Here is a 23,394-nt window from a genome sequence, read left to right on the forward strand (position 1 = left end):
CGCCGTCCCCGTAACGCCGGGAGCGACTACGCGTCCGGCTCGATCACCGTGAAGTACACGGCGAACGCCGCCACCACATCGCTCTCGGCGACCCGGCCGTCCCGGTCCGTGTCCAGGCTCTGGGCGGCGATGCCCGCGATCTCGGGGCTCGCGCCGAGGACCCGGAGCGCCCGCTCCACGTCCGCCACCGACGCTCTGCCGTCGTTCCCGCCGTCCGCGACCGCGATGACCGCCCGCAGGAACGGCCGGGCGATCTCGGCGAACCGCTCGGGATTGTCCCGGAGCCGCTTCACCGCCCCGCCCACGAACTCCTCACGGGTGACCCGCTGGTCCCCGTCCACATCGGCGATCCCCGCCATGCCCTGCCAGAAGGCCTCGGCCCCGGTGTAGAGGGCCTGCCCCTTGTCGCAGCGGGCCGTCGTACCGAACTCGGCGAGCAGACGGGCGGCTGCGGCGTTGAAATCGGCGCGATCGATGTAGCCGTTGCCGTCCTGGTCGAAGGCGGCGAAGCGGTGCGCGATCTTTCGCTCGTACTCTGCGCTGTCCATGCGGGGAGCGTACGACGCCCGGAGCGCTCACGTGTCACCGCGCGGCTCTTCCTGTGTGACAACCTCGCATCGGCGCCCGCGGATTCAGGCGCTGAGCGGCCTGCACTCCTCGTCGGTGGCCGACAGCGCGTCCGGGTAGACGTCGAAGAGCCGGCGCACGCCGAGCGCGCCGAGCACCTTGTTGACGTGCGAACCGTCCTCCGCGCCCCGGGCCGGGAGGATCAGCCGCAACCGGCCGCCGCAGGACTTCATCAGCCGGCGCGAGGCGATCAGCACACCGACGCCGCTGGAGTCGCAGAAGAACACCTCGGACAGATCGAGCACCACATCGTGCTGCCCCTCCGCCACCGCCTCGTGGACGGACTGGCGCACGACGGGTGACGTCACCAGATCGAGTTCGCCGCTCATGCGCAGCACGGTCCAGGAGCCCTGCTCCGCCTCGTCCACCTTCAGCGTCACGCGACTGGACCTCTCGTTCCGGGGCTTCCGGTAATCCGGAAGTTTCCGTTCCTCCTCGCGGCTGCCCAACCGCACCTCCATGAAACACCGACGCACCCATCCAAGCCCAGGAGGTTTCCGGTGGAAAGGCGCACTTCGGCCCGTTTCCGCTGATCAGAACGGCCGGGGAGGCATTCGGGCCGAAAATCGACTACCGTCGTCGGCCACGCGCCGCGGGAAGAGAGTTGACGCAAAGGCGCGTGCGTCGCACACCCGGCGGACTACATTCGGTCCTCACGGGCACAGGGTGGATCACGGAGCTGGGCAGACAGGCCGGGGGCTGGGGGGTTCATGGCGAAGGACACGGCACCCCGCTGGGACCGCAGGATGCAGCAGCGGCTGGCCCGCGGCGAGGCGGCCGCGCTCGGCGAGCTCTACGACCGGTTCGCGGCCCTCGTCCACAGCCAGGCGCACCGGATGCTCGACGACGAGGACGCCGCCGACCTGGTGACCCGCGAGGTCTTCGCCCAGGTCTGGGAGAACCCCGAGGCGTACGACCCGAAGCAGGGCTCGATGCGCTCCTGGGTGGCCCGTCTCACCCACCGCCAGTCCGTCCAGCGGCTGCGCCGCGCCACGACCTCCCGTCACGAGGCGGAACACGGCGAGGGCACGGCGCCCGACCCGGAGGAGCTGGAGCGGCGGGTGCGCAGCGCCACGGCCGCCGCCCGCGCCGACTACATCGTCTCCTCGATGCCCGCACCGCTGCGGCAGGCCCTGGAGCTGGCGTACATCCAGCGCCGGGACTACCGGCAGACCGCCGCCGATCTCGGGGTCACCGAGGACGAGGCGCGCCGCCGGCTCCGGCTGGGCCTCCAACTGCTGTCCACCGCGAACGCCCGCCCGCTCGAAGGGTCCTCGCCACCCGGTTACGGACGGGTCCGGTGAATGGCGACGGACGCGAGAGCGAGGGCAGCGAGGAGGAGGTGCGCCGCGCTCGCCGGATACCGGGGCCGCGCGGGGCGGCGGACGACCTCGACCTGGAGTCGGTGCCGCTGCCTCCGCTGCCTCCGCCCGGCACGAACACCTCCGGGAGCACCTCCGCCGAGACCGTGCCGGAGCAGGCCGGGGCGGAGCGGCAGGCGGTTCCGGACGATGCGCCGGAGCCCTCTGACACGGACGCCCCGGAGCCGCTCATGACCTCCGCCGCCCCGGTCCTCCCGCACCGCGTCCTCAAGGCCCTGCTCGGCGCCTGGGCGCTGTCCGCGTGCTCGGCGGAGGAGACCGCCGCCGTCGAGGACCACCTCACCGAGTGCGCCCCGTGCGCGGACGAGGCGCTGCGGCTGCGGGACGCGGTGGGGCTGCTGCACACCGACGGCTCGCTGGACCTCGATCCGACGCTGCGCACCCGGGTGATCGACGGCTGCCTGGGCCGCCGCCCGGCCAGGATCCCGGTGCCGGAATGGGCCGCCCCGTACGACGCCGAGACCGCCCGGCTCGACGCGCTGCTCCGCGACATCGGCGACTCCGAATGGCATGCGCCGGTGCGCCTGCGGTGGTTCGAGGAGGAGCGCGCGGTCAGCCGCCGGACCACGGTCGCCGGGGTGATCGGCCATCTGCTGGCGGTCGACGGGCTGCTGTCCGCCGCGCTCGGCCTCGACGACCCGCTCGGCGGCGGCGAGGTGCCCCTGGACCCGACCGAGCGCACCGAGACGTACTGGTCGGCCGACGGACCGCCGCCCACCCGGGCCGTCCGCGAACCCTGGCGGGCGCAGAGCCACGAGCTGATCCGTACGGCGTCCTTCGCCGGGCGGAACGTCGCCGAGACCTCCGTCTCCTACGAGGCCTTCGCGCTGCCGCTCCAGGACGCCCTGCTGGAGCGGGCCTTCGAGTGCTGGGTGCACGGCGAGGACATCGCCGACGCCGTCGACTACCCGTACCAGGACCCGTCGGCGGCCCATCTGCACCGGATGATCGACCTGGCGGCCCGGATGCTTCCGGCCGCCCTCGCGGGGCGCCGCCGCGCCGGGCTGGCCGCACCGGCGAAGGACCTCGTCACGGCCGGGGCGCCGGGCCGCTCGCTCCATCTGGAGATCGAGGGCCACGGCGGGGGCGACTGGTACATCGCGCTGGACTCACCGGCCGCCGTCGGCTCCCCGGACCGCGCGGTGGCGCAGGTGGCCCTGGACGGGGTGGAGCTGTGCCGGCTCGTCGCGGGCCACATCTCGCCGGTGGAAGCGGCCGCGGGCCAGGAGGGCGACCGCGAGGCCATCCGCGACGTGCTCTTCGCGACGGCCTCGCTCAGCAGGCTCTGACGCCGGCTCCGACGCCACAGCCGTCCGCGGGCGGCCGCCCGTCCTACGCGAAGATCACCGTACGGCGGCCGTTGAGCAGGATCCGCCGCTCCGCGTGCCACTTCACCGCGCGCGCCAGCGCCTGGCACTCCACGTCCCGGCCGACGGCGACCAGCTGGTCCGGCGTGACCTCGTGGCCGACGCGCTCGACCTCCTGCTCGATGATCGGGCCCTCGTCGAGGTCGGCGGTGACGTAGTGCGCGGTCGCGCCGATCAGCTTCACCCCGCGCGCGTGCGCCTGGTGGTAGGGCTTGGCGCCCTTGAAGCTCGGCAGGAAGGAGTGGTGGATGTTGATGATCCGGCCGCTCAGCTGCTTGCACAGATCGTCGGAGAGGACCTGCATGTAGCGGGCCAGGACGACCAGCTCGACGTCCTCCTCGCGGACCAGCTCCAGCAGCCGCGCCTCGGCTTCCGGCTTGTTGTCCTTCGTCACCGGGAGGTGCCGGAAGGGGATGCCGTACGAGGCGACGAGCTCGGCGAAGTCCGTGTGGTTGGAGACGACGGCCGCGATCTCGACCGGCAGCGCGCCGGTACGGGAGCGGAACAGCAGGTCGTTCAGGCAGTGGCCGAACTTGCTGACCATGAGCACGACCCGCATGCGCTCCGCGGACCGGTGGATCTGCCACTCCATGCGGAAGGCCTCCCCGATCGCGGCGAAGCTGGCGCGCAGCTTGTCCACGGTGACGGTGGCGTCCGCCGAGAAGTGGACGCGCATGAAGAACAGGCCCGTGTCGTGGTCCCCGAACTGCTGGCTGTCCTCGATGTTGCAGCCGGTCATGAAGAGATAGCTGGACACGGCGTGCACGATGCCCTGTTTGTCGGGGCAGGAGAGCGTGAGGACGTACTGCTCGGTCGCGGCGGCGTCCGAGGTGGCGGAGAGGGCGGGCTGCTGCGCGGTCATCCTCGTAGGGTGCCACACCCGCCCGGCGTCAGGCCGCTCTGGTCATGATGCGGATGACGTCCAGCGAACGCGGCGGTATGTCCGGATCCTCCGCGTCGTTGGTGGCGAGCATCACGTGGGCCTCGCGGGCCGCGCGGACGGCCTCGGGCCAGCCGTGGTGCTCCAGATAGGCGGAGACGGGGGCGTCCGCGCCGACCTGGTGCATGATCCGCAGCACCCGCAGGGCGGCGGCGTCCACGGCGGCGGCCTCGGCGGAGTCCCTGAATATGGTGCCGACGTATTTCTCGGCGGACCAGTTGTCGAGCCAGGTGTCCTCGACCAGGCGGTACACGGCGTCGGTGACGTCCCCGTACCCTTCCCGGCCGGCGAGCCAGCACTCGTGGTGGAAGACGGGGTCGGAGAGCATGTGCAGCGCCGAGCGCACGTTGGTGCGCCAGCGCCACCACGGCATGTCAGTGAGCGGCATGCCGCCCATGGTGGAGGAGCGACGGCCGCGACGGGAAGAGTTCTCCGAACCTTGCTGCACGGTGTTCGATCGTACGTTCCTTCACACCGCCCCCGCACAGGCCCCCGTAATTCACCCGGACGTCACCGTGCGTTGAGAACAGCACACCGCGCCGTTACCCGGGGCCCGGAAGTGTCCTGGTTCATGACCGGACGGCGACGCCCCACCTTTCCCCGCCCCTTCCCGGGCGTCATCAGCGCGGCGGCGGCGGGGGCGGTACTGCTGTCCGGCTGCGGTGTGCTCCCTGGGGCCTCGGGGGGATCCAGGGAGCCCGTCACCGTGATGACCTGGGCGCCCGACCGGTCGGGGGACATCAACGCGGTGAAGATGGCCGGGGTGCCGGCGATGGCGCAGACGTACGCCCGCTGGGTCAACGACACCGGCGGCATCGACGGGCGCGAGCTGCGGGTGGTCGTCTGCGACGAGGCCGACACCCCGATCGGCGCCGAGCGGTGCGCTCGGGAGGCGGTCGAGAAGGAGGTGGCGGCCGTCGTCGGTTCGTACAGCCGCCACGGGCAGAGCTTCATGCCCGCGCTGGAGGCGGGCGGCGTCCCGTACATCGGCGGCTACGGCGCCTCGATCGAGGAGTTCAGCAGCTATCTCTCGTACCCCGTCAACGGCGGCCAGCCGGCGCTGCTGGCCGGTCACGGGCAGCAGTTGGGCGACAGCTGCAAGCGGGTCTCGCTGGTGCGCCCCGACTCGATCGGCGGCGACGGCATGCCGCCGCTCCTGAACAACGGGCTGATGGCCGCCGACCGGCCCGCCTCCACCGACATCCTGGCCCCGCTGGACGCCACGTCCTACGACGAGCAGGCCGCGCAGGCGCTGGAGCGGTCCGACGGGGGCTGTGTGACGGCGGTGCTCGGTACCCGTACGGAGACGTTCTTCGACTCCTTCCGCCGCCTGGAGCCGGACGGTGAGCAGGTCAGGATCTCCTCCGTGCTGGGCAGCGTCAACCAGCCGCTCATCGACCGTACGGGCGGCCCGAACAGCCCCTTCGAAGGCGCCTACGTCACCGGCTGGTACCCGGACGCGAAGAACGCGCGCTGGACGGAGATGCGCAAGGTGATCAAGAAGTACGCCTTCGGCGACAACCGCATCGACCCGGACGACACGGCCGTGCAGACGACGTGGATCGCGTACACGGCACTGCGGGCGGCCGTCCGGGCGCTCGGCGACGAGGACGTCACGTCGGGGCGGGTCGTGGCCGCCCTCAACCGGGGCGTCGAGGTCGACACCGGCGGCCTGACCCCGACGCTCCGCTGGCGCTTCAAGGACCTGGTCGGCACGTTGGGCTACCCGCGCATCGTCAACACGAAGGTGACGTTCCAGGTGGTCCGCGAGGGCCGACTCACCGCCCAGAAGAAGGGCTTCGTGGACGTCGCCGACGCCCTGACGGACGCCCCGCGCAGCTAGGGCCTGTCGTGGGCCTCCGGGACGCCTGTCAGGTCGTGTGGGCTCAGAGCTCGACGTAGGTGTGCTCGGTGAGGCCGTACTTCACCGCGATGGCGTTCCACAGCTTGGACGCCTCGCGCTTGGCCTGGGTGGCCACCCCGCTCTGCTGGTTGGCCTTGGCCGTCTCGTTCGTCGACCGGGCCTGGCCGCCCTTGCAGACGGACTTGTTCTTCTTGGCCTGCCGGGCCCAGGTCGCGTAGTGCTCGTCGGCGGCCGCCGACGCCTTCCACGCCCGGTTCAGCGAGGCGGTCAGCTCGGCGTGCTGCGGAAGCTTGTCGACGGTCAGGCCTTCGAGCCGGGTCACCATGTCACGGCGCTGCTGGGCGGCGCCCTTGAGGTCGGTGTTGGCCCGGTCCAGGTCCTTGCAGGACTTGATCTTCTCGACCGCGCTGATCACCGCGGCCCGGCTGTTGTTGCTGTCGGCCAGCAGCTTGTCCAACGCCTCGGCCTGCGGCTTCGCCGGGTCCGGCGCCGCCTTGGCGGTGGGCTCGGCCTCGGCCGGTGAACTCTGCGCGGCGACCGGCTGCTTGTCGTCCTTGCCGGAGTCGTCGCCGCCGCTCATCAGCGCGCCCGCGCCGAGCCCGATGACGGCGCAGCCCACGACGACCGCGGCGATCAGCGGCACATGCGCGCCCCGCCGGCGCGGCGGCTCGCCGTCCTGCTGCGGTGGCGGCCCGGCCTGATCCGCGCGGCCCTGGAGGCCCTGGAGACCGGACTGGTAGCCCCCGGGCGCCTGCGGCGGCAACGCGCCGCCCTGGGGCTGCTGCTGGGGCTGGTAGCCCTGCTGCTGGTACGGGGGCGGGGGCTGCTGCTGGTACGGCTGCGGGGGCTGCTGCCCCGCGTCGAACTGCGGCATCTGCTGGGTGGCGCCCGCCGGTTCCTCCGAACGGAACAGGTTGTCGAACTCCGCGGGCGGCTGCCGGTCCCCCGGCGCGCCCGGCCTGATCCCGTACGGGGCTCCTCCGGGCACCGGGGGTATGTACTGGGTCGCGTCGGCGTCCCCGCCGCCCGGCTGGGGGGCCACGGGGCCGGGGCCGCCCGGGATGGGCGCGATGTACTGCGTGGCGTCCGCGTCACCGCCGGGAACACCCGGACCGGCCTGACCGCCCGGACCGGCCTCCGGCGGCAGCGGCTGCGCGTACGGCTGCGGCTGGTGCTGCTGCGGGGCCTGCTGCGGCGGCTGGGACTGCTGGTGCGGCTGCTCCTGCTGTCCGTACGGCTGCGGCTGATACGCACCGGGCTGCTGGGCCTGCTGCGGCTGCGGCAGGTAGCCGCCCGACTGCTGGGGCTGCTGGTACGCCCCGGGCTGCTGGTACGTCTCCGGGGCGCCCGGCGACTGCTGCTGCTGCTGCGCGGTCGGCAGGGGCTGCGCCGGCGGGTAGCCGTAGTGCGCCTGCGCCTGCTGGTCCGGCTGCGGCGGTCCGGCGGACTGCGGCCCCCACTGCCCGCCCCACGGCTGACCGCCCGCGGGCGCGCCCTGCTCGCCCTGCTGTCCGCCCTGCCCGGCCGCGGGCGCACCCGGGGTCCAGGGGGCGCCGCCGTCGGCAGGCAGCACGACACCCTCGTGCGCGGGTCGTGCGGCGGGGAGCTGGTGCTCGCCGCCCTGTCCGCCCTGTCCGCTCTGCGTCACCGGGACTCCTACGTGTGAACCTACGGAATCGTCGGCTCACGCTATCGGGTGGCCGCCCGCCTCCGCCAAGCGCGTGGTGCCCCTCACGACCCCTTCACAGGGCGGGTAACATCCGGCGGCCCGACGACGCTGTTCAAGGGTGGCCGGGCGGCCGGACCGCCGCGGACACGGCCCGGACCGCGTCGGCGACGTCCTTTACCTCAGGCCGCCTGGAGCTCCAGCCGCTCGCCGAACTCCCGTACCGCGGGCTCCTCGGCGAAGGGCGTGAGCCGCTGCTGGAGGTCGTCGAGATATTCGGCGCCCCGGCTGGAGCGCACCGTCGACAGCAGCTCCATCGCCCGGGTCCCCGTGTGGCACGCCCGCTCCACCTCGCGCTGCTGCACCTGGGCCGAGGCCAGCAGCACCAACGCGATGCCCCGGCGCCTGGCCCGGGTCTCCGGCAGCGCGGCCAGCGCCTCCTTGGCCCGCCGGGCGGCCGGCTCCGGCTGCCCCAGGTCCCGGTGGCAGTGGGCCAGTTCGTCCGCGAGGTAGCCCGTGTCGAAGTGCGCGATCCAGACCGGGTCGTCGCCGGAGTCCGGGCCCGCCTGCTCCAGCGCGGCGACCGCCCGCCCCGCCACCGCGTCGCAGGTCCGGGCGTCCCCGAGCAGCGCGTGGCCCCGGGCCTCCGCCGCGTAGAACATCGCCCGGGCGCGGGGGGTGACCTGGCCCCGCGCGCCTTCCTGTGCGGCGCGGGCCAGTTGGGCGATCTCACGGGGGTTGCCGAGCTGGGCGGCGAGATGGCTCATCGAGGCGGCGAGCACATAGCCGCCGTACGCCCGGTCGCCCGCCGCCTGGGCGAGCCGCAGCGCCTGGATGTAGTAGCGCTGGGCGAGACCGGGCTGGCCGGTGTCGACCGCCATGTAGCCGGCGAGTTCGGTGAGCCGGGCCACCGCGCCGAACAGCTGCCGCCCCACCTGTTCGCGGTACGCCCCCGAGAGCAGCCCGGAGACCACGCTGTTGAGGTAGTGCACCAGCACCGGCCGCACATGGCCGCTGCCGAACCGGTGGTCGAGGTCGGTCAGCGCGGCGGTCATCGCCCGCACCGCCTCGACGTCGGACATCCCGACCCGGGCCCCCGCCGCCCGCTCGACCTGTGCGTCCGGGCCCGAGATCAGCCAGTCCCGGCTGGGCTCGACCAGCGCGGACGCGGCGACCGCCGAGCCGGTGAGCAGATCGCGGCGGCCCACGTCGCTGCGCCACAGCTCGCAGACCTGCTCGACGGCCCCGGCGACGGTCGGCGCGTACTGGAGGCCGACGCCGGAGGCCAGGTTCTTGCCGTTGGCCATGCCGATCTCGTCGATCGTGACCGTACGGCCGAGCTTGCGGCCCAGCGCCTCGGCGATGATCCCCGGGGCCCGGCCCCGGGGCTGCTGTCCGCGCAGCCAACGGGCCACGGAGGTCTTGTCGTAGCGCAGATCGAGACCGCGCTCGGCCCCGACCATGTTCACGCGGCGGGCGAGGCCCGCGTTGGAACAGGCCGCCTCCTGGATGAGCGTCTGGAGCCGTTCGTTGGGCTGGCGGGCTACGAGAGGCCTTGCAGCCATATGTCCCCCTGAAACATCGGTTATGTGCAGTGATCGGTGGAAGGGATCACTGCCCGGCACATACACAAGAAATGCGCATATTCCATCGGCATTCGGTACGGACATGGCGCGTTGCACCGTCGCGGGGGCCCGAGCGCGGTCCCGGGCGGCGGTCCTGGAGGTGGTTACCCGTCCTTCGGTGCGACGCCGCACGCGCGCCCCCGCCCATGCACCGATGCGCCCCGCGTGCAGGATCGATGCGCCGGGCCCCCGTTCAGGGGAGGCCGTAACCCCTGGTGACGGCGGGAGTTGTGCTGGACGTGGAAGAGCCCATCGGAGTCACGGAAGCCGCACAGGTCCCTCAGCAGCGGAGCGAGCCGCTGCTCGACGCCGCGGTGCGGTATGCGGAAGAGCGTCACTGGGACGTGTTCCCCGGCACCTGGCTGGAGGCGGTGGGCGGCGGGGAGCGGTGCTCGTGCGGCGACGCCGGCTGCGCTCTGCCCGGGGCCCATGCGGACCGGCCGGACTGGGCGGGTCAGGCGACCGGCAGCGGGGCCGCTGCCCGGCGCATGTGGACCCGGCGGCCCGGCGCCTCGGTGCTGCTGCCGACCGGTCGGGCCTTCGACGCGCTGGAGGTGCCGGAGTCCGCGGGCTTCCTGGCGCTGGCCCGGATGGAGCGGATGGACCTGACCCTGGGTCCGGTCACCCGCACACCGGACCGCCGGATGCTGTTCTTCGTGCTGCCGGGGGCCGCCGCCAAGGCCGCCGAGCTGGTGCGCACGCTCGGCTGGAACGCCGAGGCGATCGACCTGACGGGCCGGGGCGAGGGCCACTACATCGCCGCCCCGCCCACCCGGTTCGGCGCCCGGGGGGCCGTGCAGTGGGCCCGCAGGCCCACCCACGCCAACCGCTGGCTGCCCGATGTGGACGAGCTGATCAGCCCGCTGGCGTACGCCTGCGCCCGTGAGGCGGCCGACGCCCGCGCCCGCGTTTCGTAGGGACCGGACAGCCTTTCGTAGGGTGGTCCCCACCACGTGGGGATATCGAAAGGCTGTGCCATGCCGGACCAGGCAGATGCACGTACGAAGACAGACACGGCGACGGACGCGGCGGCCGGCGGGGCGCACGAGGTGCGGCCCGCCGTCCGGGTGCAGGGGCTGTGGAAGCGGTTCGGGGAACAGGTCGCCGTCGCGGGGATCGATCTGGAGCTGCCCGCGGGCAAGTTCATCGGCCTGGTGGGGCCCAACGGGGCGGGCAAGACGACGACGCTCTCGATGGTCACCGGTCTGCTGCGGCCCGACCTGGGCAGGATCGAGGTCGCGGGCCACGACGTGTGGACGGACCCGGTCGAGGTGAAGTCCCGGATCGGGGTGCTGCCGGAGGGGCTGCGGCTCTTCGAGCGGCTCTCGGGGCGTGAACTGCTCGCTTACAACGGCCGGTTGCGCGGACTGCCCGGCGACGAGGTGGACAAGCGGGCCACCCAGCTGCTGGACGTGCTGGATCTCGCGGGTGCGCAGCACAAGCTGGTCGTGGACTACTCGACCGGGATGCGGAAGAAGATCGGGCTCGCGGCCGCGCTGCTCCACAACCCCGAAGTGCTGTTCCTGGACGAGCCGTTCGAGGGCGTCGACCCGGTCTCGGCGCAGACGATCCGCGGTGTGCTGGAGCGCTACACCCGGTCCGGGGCGACCGTGGTCTTCTCCAGCCATGTGATGGAGCTGGTCGAGTCGCTGTGCGACTGGGTCGCGGTGATGGCGGCGGGCCGGATCAAGGCGCAGGGCACGCTGGCCGAGGTGCGCGGCGACGCCCCCTCGCTCCAGAGCGCCTTCCTCGAACTGGTCGGCGCGGGTGGCCGGGACAACGGCGACTCCCTCGACTGGCTGGGCGGTGCCCGATGAGCGTGCTGGACGCCCCGGTCACCGCGGCCGCCCCGGCCGCGCCGACGACGGGCCTGACCCCGGTCTTCGTACGGCTCAAGCTGACGCTGCTGCGCAACGGACTGCGGCAGTCCTCCGGGCGCAAGGCGGCGTTCATCGCCTCGCTCGTCGTCAGCCTGCTGCTCGCCGCCGGCCAGGTGCTCGGTCTGGTGCTGCTGCGCGGCAACGAGCACGCGGGCACGGTCGTGGTGCTGCTCACGGGTGTGGTGGCGCTCGGCTGGGCGGTGCTGCCGCTGTTCTTCCCGAGCGGTGACGACACGCTCGACCCGACCCGGCTGGTGATGCTGCCGCTGCGGCCCGAGCCGCTGGTCCGGGCGCTGCTGGTGTCCTCGCTGGTCGGCATCGGCCCGCTGTTCACCCTGTGTCTGGTGATCGGCTCGGTCCTGGCGCTGGCGCACGGGGCGGCGGGTGCGGTGTTCGCGGTGCTCGCGGTCCCGCTGACGATGCTGCTGTGCGTGGCGCTGTCGCGGGCGGTGGCCACGGCCAACGTACGGCTGCTGAACTCCCGCAAGGGCCGTGACCTCGCGGTGCTCAGCGGGCTGGTGATCGCGGTGGGCATCCAGTTCGTCAACTTCGGCGCGCAGCGGCTCGGCCAGGCCGGCGGGCTCTCCACGCTGGACCCGGCGGCGGACGTGGTGCGCTGGCTGCCCGGGGCTTCGGCGGTGGCGTCGGTGGACGCGGCGTCGGACGGTGCGTACGGGGTCGCCGTCGCCCAGCTCCTGATCACGGTCGCCGCCCTGGTGGCTCTGATGTGGATGTGGCAGCGGAGCCTGGTGAAGCTGATGACCGCGCCGGACGGTTCGACGCTGGCGGCGGCGGAGCCGAGCCGCGAGAAGACGTCCGGCCGGGGCGTTCTGTCGGGGCTGCTGCCGGAGGGCCGCACGGCGACGGTGATGCAGCGCAGTCTGCGGTACGTGGCACGGGACCCGAAGACCAAGGCGGCCTGGGTGACGGCGCTGGCGGTCGGGGCGATCGTGCCGCTGCTCAACGCCGTCCAGGGCACCGGCTCGGTCTACTTCGCGTGCTTCGCCGCCGGAATGCTCGGCATGCAGATGTACAACCAGTTCGGCCAGGACACCTCGGCCTTCTGGATGGTGGCGCTGACGATCTCCTCGCCGCGGGACGCGTATGTCGAACTGCGGGCGCGGGCGCTGGTCCTGCTGCTGCTCACCCTGCCGTTCACGCTGGTCGTGTGTGTGGTGACGGCGGCGATGATCGGCGACTGGCGGTCGCTGCCGGGCGCGCTGGGCCTGTCGTTCGCGCTGCTGAGTTCGATGGTGGCGACGGGTGCGGTGGCCTCGGCGCTGTTCCCGTACTCGATTCCGCAGGAGGGCGCGTTCAAGAACGTGGTGCCGGGGCAGGGCGGTCTGGCCTGGATCTCGATCCTCGGCGGCATGCTGGCCGCCGCGCTGCTGGCGTCGCCGGTGATCGCGGCGACGGTCTGGATGCACCTCTCGGACCACCATGACGCGCTGTGGTTCATGGTGCCGGGCGGGCTGGCCTACGGGGCGCTCATCGGGTGGGCGGGGCTGAAGGTCGCCGCGCCGCGCACGGCGGCTCGGCTGCCGGAGATCCTGGCGGCGGTCAGCAAGGGCTGAGCCGCCGCCCTCGGGCCGGGGCGAGTGCCGAGGGCCGGTTCGACGACGGGCCCTACGACGAGACGGGTTCGCGGTCGTCGCGGTTGTCCTCGGCTGAGGGCTGTCCCGTAATCCCTGGTGGATCAGCGCGCGGCGTCAGATGCGGTGCATCGCAAGGCGGAAGGACGTCCGCATACTGGATGTATTCGGGCGTTCCGACAACGCGGCGAGGCGCCGTAGCTGTCGTCGCACGCCCGCCAGGGGTTACGGGACAGCCCTCAGCTGTTCCAGGAAGGGTTCGACCGCTGCCCGCCAGCCCTCGGGCTGGTCGTAGTGGACGAGGTGGCCCGCGTCCGCCACTTCCGCGTACTGGCCGCGCGGCAGGACGCGGACCATCTCCTGGGCCTCGGCCCGGCCCAGCTCCCCGTCGAGGCCGCGCAGCACCAGCGCGGGGCACCGGACCTGGGCCAGCTCCTCCCAGTGGGCGTCGAAGACCCAGGTGGCGCGGGAGCGGAGCATCTGGCGGCGGGAGAAGACCGGGCGCCAGCCGTCCTCGCTCTCGGCCATCACCTCGGCGTAGAACTCGCCGCGCGAGGGGTTCGGCCGCTCCACCCAGGGGTCGTCCTCGCCGAACCACTTCCGCACGTCGGCGAGGGTGGCGAAGGGCAGCGGCCAGGAGTCGAACCAGTCGCCCCACTCGCGCTGGGAGGCGGCCCCGAGGGCGGAGGCCCGCATGTCGCAGATGACGACGGCGCGGACCAGGTCGGGGCGCTTGGCGGCGAGCTGCCAGCCGGTGAGCGCTCCCATGGCGTGGCCGACGACGGTGACGGGGCCGAGCCCGAGCTGTTCGATCGCGGCCTCGGCGTCGGAGACGTAGGCGTCGCGGGTGTACGGGCCGTCGGCGGGCTTGTCGCTGCGGCCGTGGCCCCGTTGGTCGAGGCCGACCGCGCGGTGCCGTTCGGCGAGCCAGCGGGCGGTCGGGGCCCAGTGCGAGGCCCGGCCCATCAGCCCGTGCAGCAGTAAGACCCCGGGAGCGCCGTCCGCTTCCGCGCGCCCCTTGGGCGGGTCGGCGAACTCCCATGCCGCGAGGCGTACGCCGTCGGTTCCGGTCACATCGATGCGCCGCACCATAGTCCTGGCACCCCCTTCTGCTCCTAGATCACCGTGTGGTCGCCCCGCCAGGCTATCGAACTCTTATTCGAAAACGGGGTTCCACCGCCCAAGACCCCACGTTCGAGTGACACCCGTCAAGGATTGATGCCGACCGGCCTGGGGAGATCTTCAGCGGGAGGCGGGCCGCTCGGGGACAGGGGCCCGCGGGAACTGACCTTGAGAGCTCGGGGCTCCGGGTCAGCACAGGGGAGGAACGGCCCCGGCGCCTTCGGACGCCGGGGCCGCCCGCTGTTCGGCCACGGCCTTCGACGGGCGCCCGGCGGATCGGGGCCGGACCTTCTCCGGCGGCCTCGACAACGATGGCAGGCGGCAGCGCGAACCGCCCCGCACCGGCCGGGACCGGCCCCTCCCGAAGCGCGACGAGCACCGTGCGGTGCGCGTGGTGGTACGACGGGCGCACTCCCTGCTCCCTCCCCGACCGTGCCGGCCGTGGCCGGCCGACACCCTCAGGTCCGCTGCCTGGCCTCAGCCTGGCATGTGACGCGTCCGGCCGCTGCCATTCCGGACGGAAACCGGAAAGCGCGCTCACGGTGGGGTCGCCGTGACCGGCTCCCGGCCGGGCGCCGCACCGGCGCCGGACGACGAACGTCCCGGAACCGGGCGGCCGCCGGCTCAGCGCTTGGCGACGAAGACGTGCGAGGCGACCTCGGAGTCCAGCTCCGCCGCCTCCCCGCTGGAGCCGACCAGCACTCCGCCGGGCGACTCGGTCACGCTGACCACGGACCCGGGCTGCACCCCGGCCCTGCGCAGCGTGTACATCAGCTGCGCGTCGGTCTGGATCGGCTCCCCGATCCGCCGGACCACCACGGTCTTGCCCTCGGCGCCAGGATCCAGGTCGGCCAGGCTCACCATGGAGGCGTCCAGGAACGGGTCGGCCTCGGCCTTCTCGCCCAGCTCCTCCAGGCCCGGGATGGGATTCCCGTACGGCGACTCCGTCGGGTGGCGCAGCAGCTCCAGCACCCGCCGCTCCACCGCCTCGCTCATCACGTGCTCCCAGCGACAGGCCTCGGCGTGGACCTGCTCCCACTCCAGGCCGATCACATCCACGAGCAGACACTCGGCGAGCCGGTGCTTGCGCATGACGCGGGTGGCGAGGCGGCGGCCCTCCTCGGTCAGCTCCAGATGGCGGTCCCCCGCGACCTGGACCAGTCCGTCGCGCTCCATGCGGGCCACCGTCTGGCTGACGGTCGGACCGCTCTGGTCCAGCCGTTCGGCGATCCGGGCGCGCATGGGGACCACGCCTTCCTCTTCCAGTTCGAGGATGGTGCGGAGATACATCTCCGTGGTGTCGATCAGTCCGGACATACGTGCCCCTCGATGCTGTGACTAGAAAACGTCGTGCGATGGCCCTGTACCAATTCTGACGCATAGCACCGACAACCGTGCCGCCCCGGTGGAAGACCGGTGGAAGTGCGTACGGACAGGGTCGCAGGGCGCTATTGACAGGCCACTGGTCCAGACCGCAACGTGATCGGCGGCACAGCCATTCCCACCCCGCCGAAAGGGCCCTTCCCGATGAGCGACAGCAAGCTGGCCGGCCAGTTCCTCGACGCGGCGATCGGCCTGCTGACGCGGGTGCGGGACGAGGAGGCGGGCAGCATCGCCGCCGCCGGCGCGGCGATCGCGGACACCGTCGAGTCGGGCGGCCGGCTCTTCGCCTTCGGCGCCGGCCACTCCTCGCTGGCCGCCCAGGACGTCGTCTACCGTGCGGGCGGCCTGGCGCTGATGAACCTGCTCACCGTGCCCGGCGCGGTCGGCGTGGACGTCATGCCCGCGACGCTCGGCTCAGCGCTGGAGCGGGTGGACGGGCTCGCCTCGGCCGTCCTGGACTCCAGCCCCGCCACCGCCGGGGACCTGCTGGTGATCGTCTCGCTGTCCGGGCGCAACGCCCTGCCGGTCGAGATGGCTCAGAACGCCCGGGCCCTCGGGCTGAAGGTCATCGGCCTCACCTCGGTCGCGTACGCGGAGAACACCCGCTCCCGGCACGCCTCGGGCGGCTTCCTGCGGGACCACTGCGACATCGTCCTGGACAGCAAGATCGCGATCGGTGACGCGGAGCTGACGGCACCCGGCGTCGAGGCCCCCTTCGCCCCCGCCTCCACCGTGGTGACCAGCGCGATCATGCAGGCGATGCTGGCGGCCGCCGTGGAGCAGCTGGTGGCCCGGGGCATCGAGCCGCCGATGCTGCGCTCGGGGAACGTGGACGGCGGCCACGAGTGGAACGGCCGGGTCATGACGGAGTACCGGGACCGGATCTTCTACCGGCACTGAGCCGCGGCCTGCGGGACACGCGTCGGCAGGACGACCCGGGCCGTCAGCCCGCCGCCCGGGTTGGCGCTCGCCCCGGCGTCGCCGCCGTGCGCCCGCGCCACCGACGCCACGATGGAGAGCCCGAGGCCCGCGCCCTCGCCGGGCGCGTGACGGCGGGCCCGGGCCCGCCGGAACGGTTCGAACAGCAGCGGCACGGTCGCCGGGTCCACCACCGGCCCGGTGTTGGCGACCTCCAGCCCCTCCGGCCCGACCCGGACCCGTACGGTCCCGCCGGGATGGTTGTGGCGCAGCGCGTTGGCGACCAGGTTGTGCACGAGGTGGTCGAGCAGGACCGCGTCGCCCTCGACCGTCACCGGCCGGGCCGTCACCTCCACGGTGATGTCCCGCTCCTTCGCCTCGGCGGCCAGCGCCTCGGTGACCGTGGCGGTGGTCTCGTCCAGCGCGACCCGCTCCCGCCGCCGCAGCCCCTCGTCGGAGACCGCGAGGAGCAGCAGCCCCTCGATGAGCCGCTCGCTGCCGGCGGCGGTGTCGATGAGCTTGTCCCGGATCCAGGCGACCTTCTCCGGCGGCGGGTCGTCGGCGAGCCCGATCTCGGCGGCGGCCCGCTGCACGGCGAGCGGGGTGCGCAGCTCATGGGCGGCGTTGGCGGCGAACCGCTGCCGGGCGGCGACCAGCTGCTGGATCCGGTCGAGCATCCCGTCGAAGGTGTCGGCCAGCTCCTTCAGTTCGCCGGGCGGGGCCTTCAGCGCGATCCGTTCGTGCAGGTTGGAGCCGGAGAGCCGGCGGGCGCGGGCGGTGATGACGCCGACCGGCCGCAGCACCCGGCCCGCCATCCACCAGGCGAGCGCGACGGAGAGCGCGGAGTAGACGGCGAGGGAGACCCCGGAGACGGTCAGGAGCTGGTTGAGCGCGGCGTCCCCGGCGGCGGTGCCGACCTTCTGCGCGACCGCGATCTGGCCGGGTTCGAGCACCGCGGTCCGCGCCCAGTCCGAGGACGGCAGCGCGGGGCCGGCGGCGGTGGCTCCGGCCGGCCGGGAGGCGGGGACGGCCGGGGCGACGGCGGTGACGATACCGGCGTACACGCCCTCGCTGACCAGCAGATAGACGATGGCCAGGAGCAGGACGCCGGCCATGACCAGCAGTCCGCCGTACAGCGCGGCGAGACGGGTGCGCTCACTGTTCACCGGGCGTCCTCCGTGCCGGCCCCGGGGGCGTCCCCGATGCGGTAGCCGGCCCCCGGGACGGTCTCGATGACCGGGGGCGCGCCGAGTTTGGCGCGGAGCTTGGAGAGGGTGACGCGGACCGCGTTGGTGCGGTAGCTGGTGTCCTCCTCCCACACCTCCTCGATCAGGTCGTCGCCGCTGACGACCGCGCCTTCGGCCCGCAGCAGGGTTTCCAGCACGGCGAACTCCTTGCGGGAGAGGGAGAGGAAGCGGCCGTCGCGGCAGACCTGGCGGCGGGCGGTGTCGAGCCGCAGCCCGGCCCGTTCCAGGACGGGCGGGAGGGCGGGGCGGGCGCGGCGGCCGAGCGCGAGGACCCGGGCGAGGAGTTCGTCGTACGCGAACGGCTTGGTCAGGTAGTCGTCGGCGCCGAGCCCGAGACCGGCCACCCGGTCCCGTACGGTCCCGGCGGCGGTGAGCATCAGGATCCGGGTGAGCAGCCGCAGGGCGACGACCCGGCGGCACACCTCGTCGCCGTGCAGCCCCGGCAGGTCGCGGTCGAGGATCATCACGTCGTACGCGCCGAACCGCAGCTTCTCCAGCGCCGCCCGCCCGTCGGGGGCGATGTCCACGGCGACGGCGTCACGGCGCAGCCCCTCGGCGATCATCTCCGCCAGGAATTCCTCGTCCTCCACCACCAGCACGCGCATGGGCCCTGTGTACCCGAAAGCGATGTTTCGCCGGTGTAAGCATCCGGGCTGAGAGAAACGAAACCGCGTCCTCGCGCACGCTCGGGCCGTCCCTGTACGGACCTGTCGGCAAGCGACGAGGAGCCCCCATGAACCAGACCCTTTCCCGCCGGACCGCCGCGCGCTCACGCGGCCGCTCGCTCGCGGCGGCCTGTGCGCTGGCCGCCGCCCTCGCCCTGACGGCCACCGCCTGCTCGGGCGGCGACGGCGGCGGTACGAAGGACGGCGGATCGGCCTCCGACGGCAGGAAGACGAAGGAGGACCAGGCGCTGGAGCACCGCAAGTGCCTCCGTGACCAGGGCCTGGACATCCCCGAGCCGAAGCCGGGCCAGGACGGTGTCGGCATCACCATCGACGGCGGCTCCCTGAGCAAGAAGGAGATGGAGAAGGCGTTCAAGGCCTGCGAGGACAAGGCGGTCGGCGGCGGGCCCAAGGAGCTGACGCAGGCGGAGAAGGACAAGATGGTCGCCTTCGCCCGGTGCATGCGCAAGAACGGTTTCGACATGCCCGACCCGAAGTTCGACGGCGGGGCGATGCAGGCGGCGCCCGCGCTGGAGCAGAAGGACATGAAGAAGTTCGAGAAGGCCAACAAGGCGTGCGAAAGCGTCGGCCGATGAAGCGCGGACGGGCCGTGTCGGTGGCGGTCGTGGTGGCGGTGCTCGCCGCGACGGCCGGTTCCCTCGCCCTCACCCGGATCGGGTCCGGCGAGGAGACCGGCGGGGCGAAGAACACCGGCCTGCCCCCGGCCACCGCCCCGGTCGAACGCGGGGACCTGCGCGACAGCGCCCAGGCCGACGGGACGCTCGGCTACGACAAGGAGCGCAAGGTCAACGCGGGCGCGGCGGGCACCATGACCTGGACACCGCGCACCGGCTCGACCGTGGAGCGGGACGATCGGCTGTACGAGATCGACGGCCTGCCGGTGCGCCTGATGTACGGCTCCGGGCCGATGTACCGGACGCTGAAGGCGGGCGACGAGGGCCGGGACGTGGAACAGCTGGAGCGCAATCTCGCGGAGCTGGGCTACACGGGCTTCACCCCGGACGACGAGTACACCGAGCTGACGGCGGCGGCCGTCAAGCGCTGGCAGAAGTCCCACGGCGCGAAGCAGACCGGGAAGGTCGGTCCGGCGGACATCACGTTCGCGCCGGGGAAGGTCCGGATCAAGAGCATCGGGGCGGGCGTGGGCGAACAGGCCCAGCCCGGCGCCCCGGTCCTGGAGACGACCGGTTCCGAACGCATCGTGACGTTCCAGCTGGACGTGGCCGAAAGTCAGTTGGCGAAGGCGGGCACGAAGGTCACCGTGGAACTGCCGGACGGCACGACCGCGCCGGGGAAGGTCTCCTCGGTCGGCCGGACCGCGAAGCCGGGCGACGACCCGCAGGACGACAGCCCCAAGGTCACGCTGACCGTGTCCTTCGACGATCCGGACGAGGTCGACGGCTTCGACCAGTCTCCGGTCACGGTGAACCTGACGGGCGAGACCCGTAAGGACGTCCTGACCGTGCCGGTGAACGCGCTGCTCGCCCTGCCCGGCGGCGGCTTCGGCCTCCAGGTCGTCCGGGGCGGCACGGTCCGCGAGGTGAAGGTCGAGCTCGGCATGTTCGCGGAGGGCCGGGTCGAGGTGTCCGGCGGCGGTCTGCGCGAGGGCACGAAGGTGGGGGTGCCGAAGATATGACCGGTCACGAGGGTACGGAGACGGGTCAGGATCACGGTGCGCACGCGGGCGCCGGCCCTGGTACGGCCGTCGCCCCCGGAGCCCGTACGGTCGTCGCCCTCTCCGGCGTCACCAAGGAGTACCCGGGCCCGGTCGCCGCGCTGCGCGGGGTGGACCTCACCGTCGAGGAGGGCGAACTCCTCGGCATCGTGGGCCCGTCCGGCTCCGGCAAGTCCACGCTGCTGCACATCATCGGCACCCTGGACCGCCCCACCGCCGGCTCCGTGCACATCGCGGGCCACGACGTGGCGGCGCTCTCCGACCGCAGGCTCTCCGCGCTGCGGGCCCAGCATGTGGGCTTCGTCTTCCAGGCTTTCCACCTGGTGCCGGGCGTCAGCGCCCGCGACAACGTGGCGGAGGGCCTGCTCTACTCCGGCCTCTCCCGCTCGGTGCGCCGTCGCAGGGCGGCCGAGGCCCTGGACCGGGTCGGCCTGGCGGACCGCCTCGACCACAAGCCGCACCAGCTGTCCGGCGGCCAGAAGCAGCGGGTCGCCATCGCCCGGGCGGTGGTCGGCGAGCCCGCGCTGCTGCTGGCCGACGAACCGACCGGGGCGCTCGACTCGGCGTCGGGCGAAGCGGTGATGGAGCTGCTGCGGGACCTGAACCAGGAGGGGGCCACGATCGCGGTGATCACGCACGACACGGAGATCGCGCGGGAGTTGCCGCGCGAGGTGCGGATCCGGGACGGCCTGGTGGTCGCGGACGTGACCCACGGGACGGCGACGACGGGAGCGGGCCGGTGACCCGCACGGGCCGTGGCCGGGGCAGGCTGAAGGCGGCCCGGCTGAGCCCCCGGGACGTGGCGCACGTCGGCTCGTCCGGTCTGCGCAGCCGGCCGATGCGGGTGGTGCTCTCCGCCCTGGGCATCGCCATCGGCATCGCGACGATGATCTCGGTGGTCGGCATCTCCGCCTCCAGCCAGGCCCAACTTCTCCGCGAACTGGACAAGTTGGGCACCAACCTGCTCGTCGCCTCGCCCGGCGAGTCGATGTTCGCCGGGGAGGAGGTGAAGCTGCCCGAGGAATCGGTCGGGATGGTGGGCCGGATCAAGGGCGTCCAGGACGTCGGCGCGACGGCCGATCTGAACGCGACCGCGCGCCGCACCGACAAGGTCGACGAGGGCGACACGGGCGGGATCTCGGTCAAGGCGACGACGGCCGGCCTGCTCCGGGTCCTGCGCGGCGAGGTCGGCAGCGGCAGCTGGCTGAACGCGGCGACCGGCCGCTACCCCTCCGTGGTCCTCGGCCATGTCTCGGCGGAGCGCCTGGGCATCACGGAGCCGGGACAGCAGGTATGGCTGGGCGACCGCTACTTCACGGTCACCGGCATCCTGGACCCGCTGCCGCTCGCCCCGGAGATCGAGCGTTCCGCGCTGGTCGGCTGGGAGGGCGCGAAGCGCCTGCTGGGCTTCGACGGCCACCCGACGTCGGTGTACGAACGCTCCACGGACGCGGCGGTGCCGGACGTCCGCAAGGTGATGGCCGCGACGGTCGACCCGCAGAACCCGCAGAACGTGAAGGTCACCGACCCGTCGTCGGCGCTCCGCGCGAAGGCGGCGACCGAGGGGGCGTTCAGCAGCCTGCTGCTGGGCCTGGGCGGCATCGCCCTGCTGGTCGGCGGGGTCGGGGTGGCCAACACCATGATCATCTCGGTCCTGGAGCGGCGGTACGAGATCGGCCTGCGCCGCTCGCTGGGCGCGACGAGGGGCCAGATCCGCATCCAGTTCGTCACGGAGTCGCTGATGCTGTCGGGCCTGGGCGGCCTGGCGGGCGTGGCGCTGGGCGCGGCGGCGACGGGGGTGTACGCGCACTCCGGCGGACTGCCCTGGGTGGTCCCGCTGTGGGCGGTCGGCGGCGGCTTCGGCGCGACGCTGGTCATCGGCACGGTGGCGGGCCTCTACCCGGCGGTCCGGGCGTCCCGGCTCTCCCCGACCCTGGCACTGCACGCGGCGTGAGGAGGGCTCCGGCGGGTTGCCGGAAACAGGCAGGCAGCGGCGCGGGCCGCTGCCTGCTCCTGCCCTTGCCCTTCCGCCCTCGCGCAGCGCAGGCTGAGCAGGGGGGCGCAGGGGTGCCACGCCCGTAATGAGGAGAGCGGGGGTGGCCGGGTGAGACATATACCCGTGTTCCGGTGGGTGCTGGCCTTGGGACTGGCCCTGATCACCTGGTCGGCGCTCCTGTACGTGACCGCGCCGGACTTCCCGGAGTTGGAGCAGGTCGATCTGACCGTGCTGGAGGAGAAGCCCGACGGCACGTGCACGGTCGCCTACGCGAACCCCTTCGCGTTCGACGACGAGCGGGAGGGTCCGTACCACTGCGACGCCCGCCGCAGCTCGTCCCTCAAGGCGCCGGAGTACGACCCGGCCACCGGCTTCGGCTGGGAGAGCGGGTGGGTGATCGCGGAAGGACCGGACAAGGGCGAGCTGTACTCCCTGGACGAGGGAGGCAAGACCCGCGACGAGCAGATCGAGCGCTCCGACGCGTTCGTCGCGGCCGGGCTGATCCTGACGATCATCGGCCTCGTCGGCGGCAATGTCCGCTCGCTGCGCCGGATGCGCGGGGTGCGGCCCGGGGTGCTCCGCCGGGCCACGAGGCTCAAGGAGGCCGCCGACGCGGCGGCGCGGGACCACCGCCGGGCCCTGGCGGCGGTGCGGACGGCCTGGGAGCCGCTGCACCAGGAGCTGGTGGACGGCGAGCTGGGCCGGATTCCGGTGAGCCGGATGCGGGGCCTGGCCGAGAAGCGGCTGCGGGCCAAGGAGCTGGAGGAGGGCGGCGTCCGTACGGTACGGGACGTACTCGACGCCGGGACGTGGACCCTCGCTCAGTTCCTGGGCATGGAAAGGAACATGGCCGAACAGACGATGGACGCGGCCCGGCGGACGGCCGACACGGTGGGCCGGGAGGTGACCGTACGGTTCGACGCAAGCGGCCCCGAACCGCGCACCACCGCGCTGCTCGCCGCCCTGCGGGTCCTGGTGGACGCCGGCCCGGACGCGCGGGAGGCCGGACGCGTGGGCGGGGAACTGGCCGCCCGGCTGGAGCCGCTGCTGATCACCGCCGAACCGGCGGCCGGGGTACGGGAGACGCTGCGGGCGGGACCGTACGAGCGCGACAACATCCTGGCGGCCCTGACCAAGCTGCGCCTCGTACTGGCCGAGGCCGAACGGGAGGGCCTGGCGGAGCGCTTCGCCCAGGCCTCGGTCGACCTGCTGCGCGGCCCGGACGCCGGCGCGGACGAACTGGCCACCTGGACGGACTTCGAGTCCCGCCCGGCGGCGTACTACGCGGCGCTGACGGAGGCCGTCGAGGACACGGACCACGAGGAGGGCCGTGCGTCGGCCCGGACCCCGGACGGGGCCGGGCTGACGGGCAGCCGCCGACGGCGCCGGTGAGACGCCGCCGGGCCCGGCAGCCGGCGTACCTG

General features: G+C 73.1%; 22 protein-coding genes. 12 read left to right on the top strand and 10 right to left on the bottom strand.

The features are described 5' to 3' along the window. Nucleotides 1-26: 26 nt before the first annotated feature. Nucleotides 27-548, bottom strand: a complete 522-nt coding sequence (locus tag AC0VY3_RS32195) for an EF-hand domain-containing protein (RefSeq protein ID WP_103507897.1) — start codon at nucleotides 546-548, stop codon at nucleotides 27-29. A gap of 84 nt (nucleotides 549-632) precedes the next feature. Then, a complete protein-coding gene (locus tag AC0VY3_RS32200; RefSeq protein WP_030083270.1) occupies nucleotides 633-1,007 on the bottom strand; it encodes an STAS domain-containing protein in 375 nt (124 codons plus the stop codon). Between the two features lie 330 nt (nucleotides 1,008-1,337). Between AC0VY3_RS32200 and AC0VY3_RS32205 the strand changes: the two genes are divergently transcribed. Then, entirely contained in the window at nucleotides 1,338-1,931 is a 594-nt protein-coding gene (locus AC0VY3_RS32205) for an RNA polymerase sigma factor (protein ID WP_103507898.1), read from the top strand. Then, nucleotides 1,928-3,298 carry a zf-HC2 domain-containing protein gene (locus AC0VY3_RS32210; protein WP_475551207.1) on the top strand — a complete coding sequence of 457 codons (1,371 nt, stop codon included), beginning with the start codon at nucleotides 1,928-1,930 and terminating at the stop codon, nucleotides 3,296-3,298. Before AC0VY3_RS32205 ends, AC0VY3_RS32210 begins: the two co-directional genes overlap by 4 nt. A gap of 43 nt (nucleotides 3,299-3,341) precedes the next feature. Here AC0VY3_RS32210 and purU read toward each other — a convergent pair whose 3' ends face one another. Together purU and AC0VY3_RS32220 are read right to left on the bottom strand one after the other, a co-directional pair. After that, nucleotides 3,342-4,238, bottom strand: coding sequence for a formyltetrahydrofolate deformylase (purU, locus tag AC0VY3_RS32215; RefSeq protein WP_103507900.1), 897 nt, complete (start codon nucleotides 4,236-4,238; stop codon nucleotides 3,342-3,344). Nucleotides 4,239-4,266: 28 nt separating this feature from the next. Beyond that, nucleotides 4,267-4,713: an SCO4402 family protein gene (locus AC0VY3_RS32220; RefSeq protein ID WP_103507901.1), complete on the bottom strand. Its 447-nt coding sequence runs from the start codon at nucleotides 4,711-4,713 to the stop codon at nucleotides 4,267-4,269. Nucleotides 4,714-4,887: 174 nt separating this feature from the next. On the opposite strand from AC0VY3_RS32220, the gene AC0VY3_RS32225 reads away from it, so the two are divergent. Beyond that, nucleotides 4,888-6,159, top strand: a complete 1,272-nt coding sequence (locus AC0VY3_RS32225; protein WP_103507915.1) for an ABC transporter substrate-binding protein — start codon at nucleotides 4,888-4,890, stop codon at nucleotides 6,157-6,159. A gap of 43 nt (nucleotides 6,160-6,202) precedes the next feature. Here AC0VY3_RS32225 and AC0VY3_RS32230 read toward each other — a convergent pair whose 3' ends face one another. After that, complete coding sequence (locus AC0VY3_RS32230; protein WP_475551208.1) at nucleotides 6,203-7,828, bottom strand: hypothetical protein; 1,626 nt, start codon at nucleotides 7,826-7,828, stop codon at nucleotides 6,203-6,205. A gap of 200 nt (nucleotides 7,829-8,028) precedes the next feature. Beyond that, the gene (locus AC0VY3_RS32235) at nucleotides 8,029-9,411 is read right to left on the bottom strand and encodes a transcriptional regulator (protein ID WP_475551209.1); all 1,383 of its coding nucleotides are present in this window, start codon (nucleotides 9,409-9,411) and stop codon (nucleotides 8,029-8,031) included. Between the two features lie 290 nt (nucleotides 9,412-9,701). Here AC0VY3_RS32235 and AC0VY3_RS32240 point away from each other — a divergent pair, with 290 nt between their 5' ends. From AC0VY3_RS32240 to AC0VY3_RS32250, 3 genes are read left to right on the top strand one after another with little or no spacing between them, the layout of a single operon-like run. Continuing rightward, complete coding sequence (locus tag AC0VY3_RS32240; RefSeq protein WP_103507903.1) at nucleotides 9,702-10,388, top strand: bifunctional DNA primase/polymerase; 687 nt, start codon at nucleotides 9,702-9,704, stop codon at nucleotides 10,386-10,388. A 60-nt stretch (nucleotides 10,389-10,448) separates the two neighbouring features. Further along, the gene (locus tag AC0VY3_RS32245) at nucleotides 10,449-11,288 is read left to right on the top strand and encodes an ABC transporter ATP-binding protein (protein WP_103507904.1); all 840 of its coding nucleotides are present in this window, start codon (nucleotides 10,449-10,451) and stop codon (nucleotides 11,286-11,288) included. Further along, entirely contained in the window at nucleotides 11,285-12,925 is a 1,641-nt protein-coding gene (locus AC0VY3_RS32250) for a transporter (RefSeq protein ID WP_103507905.1), read from the top strand. The genes AC0VY3_RS32245 and AC0VY3_RS32250 overlap by 4 nt, the downstream gene beginning before the upstream one ends. 243 nt (nucleotides 12,926-13,168) lie before the next feature. Here the strand turns inward: AC0VY3_RS32250 and AC0VY3_RS32255 are convergent, their stop codons facing one another. Both AC0VY3_RS32255 and AC0VY3_RS32260 read right to left on the bottom strand, forming a co-directional pair. Then, entirely contained in the window at nucleotides 13,169-14,035 is an 867-nt protein-coding gene (locus AC0VY3_RS32255) for an alpha/beta fold hydrolase (protein ID WP_103507906.1), read from the bottom strand. Between the two features lie 654 nt (nucleotides 14,036-14,689). Further along, nucleotides 14,690-15,382, bottom strand: coding sequence for an iron-dependent transcriptional repressor DtxR (locus AC0VY3_RS32260; RefSeq protein WP_003967172.1), 693 nt, complete (start codon nucleotides 15,380-15,382; stop codon nucleotides 14,690-14,692). Nucleotides 15,383-15,592: 210 nt separating this feature from the next. On the opposite strand from AC0VY3_RS32260, the gene AC0VY3_RS32265 reads away from it, so the two are divergent. After that, nucleotides 15,593-16,348, top strand: coding sequence for an SIS domain-containing protein (locus tag AC0VY3_RS32265; protein ID WP_103507907.1), 756 nt, complete (start codon nucleotides 15,593-15,595; stop codon nucleotides 16,346-16,348). Here AC0VY3_RS32265 and AC0VY3_RS32270 read toward each other — a convergent pair. Next, the gene (locus AC0VY3_RS32270; protein ID WP_475551210.1) at nucleotides 16,336-17,532 is read right to left on the bottom strand and encodes a sensor histidine kinase; all 1,197 of its coding nucleotides are present in this window, start codon (nucleotides 17,530-17,532) and stop codon (nucleotides 16,336-16,338) included. The two genes, AC0VY3_RS32265 and AC0VY3_RS32270, sit on opposite strands and share 13 nt — an antisense overlap. After that, nucleotides 17,529-18,218 carry a response regulator transcription factor gene (locus tag AC0VY3_RS32275; RefSeq protein WP_475551211.1) on the bottom strand — a complete coding sequence of 230 codons (690 nt, stop codon included), beginning with the start codon at nucleotides 18,216-18,218 and terminating at the stop codon, nucleotides 17,529-17,531. Before AC0VY3_RS32275 ends, AC0VY3_RS32270 begins: the two co-directional genes overlap by 4 nt. Before the next feature lie 128 nt (nucleotides 18,219-18,346). Between AC0VY3_RS32275 and AC0VY3_RS32280 the strand changes: the two genes are divergently transcribed. From AC0VY3_RS32280 to AC0VY3_RS32300, 5 genes are all read left to right on the top strand, one after another. Further along, complete coding sequence (locus AC0VY3_RS32280) at nucleotides 18,347-18,874, top strand: hypothetical protein (protein ID WP_242741688.1); 528 nt, start codon at nucleotides 18,347-18,349, stop codon at nucleotides 18,872-18,874. Then, nucleotides 18,871-19,935 (top strand): efflux RND transporter periplasmic adaptor subunit, encoded by a 1,065-nt coding sequence (locus AC0VY3_RS32285; protein ID WP_475551212.1) that lies wholly within the window; start codon nucleotides 18,871-18,873, stop codon nucleotides 19,933-19,935. Before AC0VY3_RS32280 ends, AC0VY3_RS32285 begins: the two co-directional genes overlap by 4 nt. Continuing rightward, on the top strand, nucleotides 19,932-20,717 hold the full coding sequence (locus AC0VY3_RS32290; protein WP_475551213.1) for an ABC transporter ATP-binding protein: 786 nt from the start codon (nucleotides 19,932-19,934) through the stop codon (nucleotides 20,715-20,717). Before AC0VY3_RS32285 ends, AC0VY3_RS32290 begins: the two co-directional genes overlap by 4 nt. Beyond that, the gene (locus tag AC0VY3_RS32295) at nucleotides 20,714-21,928 is read left to right on the top strand and encodes an ABC transporter permease (RefSeq protein WP_475551214.1); all 1,215 of its coding nucleotides are present in this window, start codon (nucleotides 20,714-20,716) and stop codon (nucleotides 21,926-21,928) included. The genes AC0VY3_RS32290 and AC0VY3_RS32295 overlap by 4 nt, the downstream gene beginning before the upstream one ends. 150 nt (nucleotides 21,929-22,078) lie before the next feature. Continuing rightward, complete coding sequence (locus AC0VY3_RS32300; RefSeq protein WP_475551215.1) at nucleotides 22,079-23,362, top strand: hypothetical protein; 1,284 nt, start codon at nucleotides 22,079-22,081, stop codon at nucleotides 23,360-23,362. Nucleotides 23,363-23,394 lie beyond the last annotated feature (32 nt).

It is taken from the genome of Streptomyces sp. iso_384 (assembly GCF_056172905.1).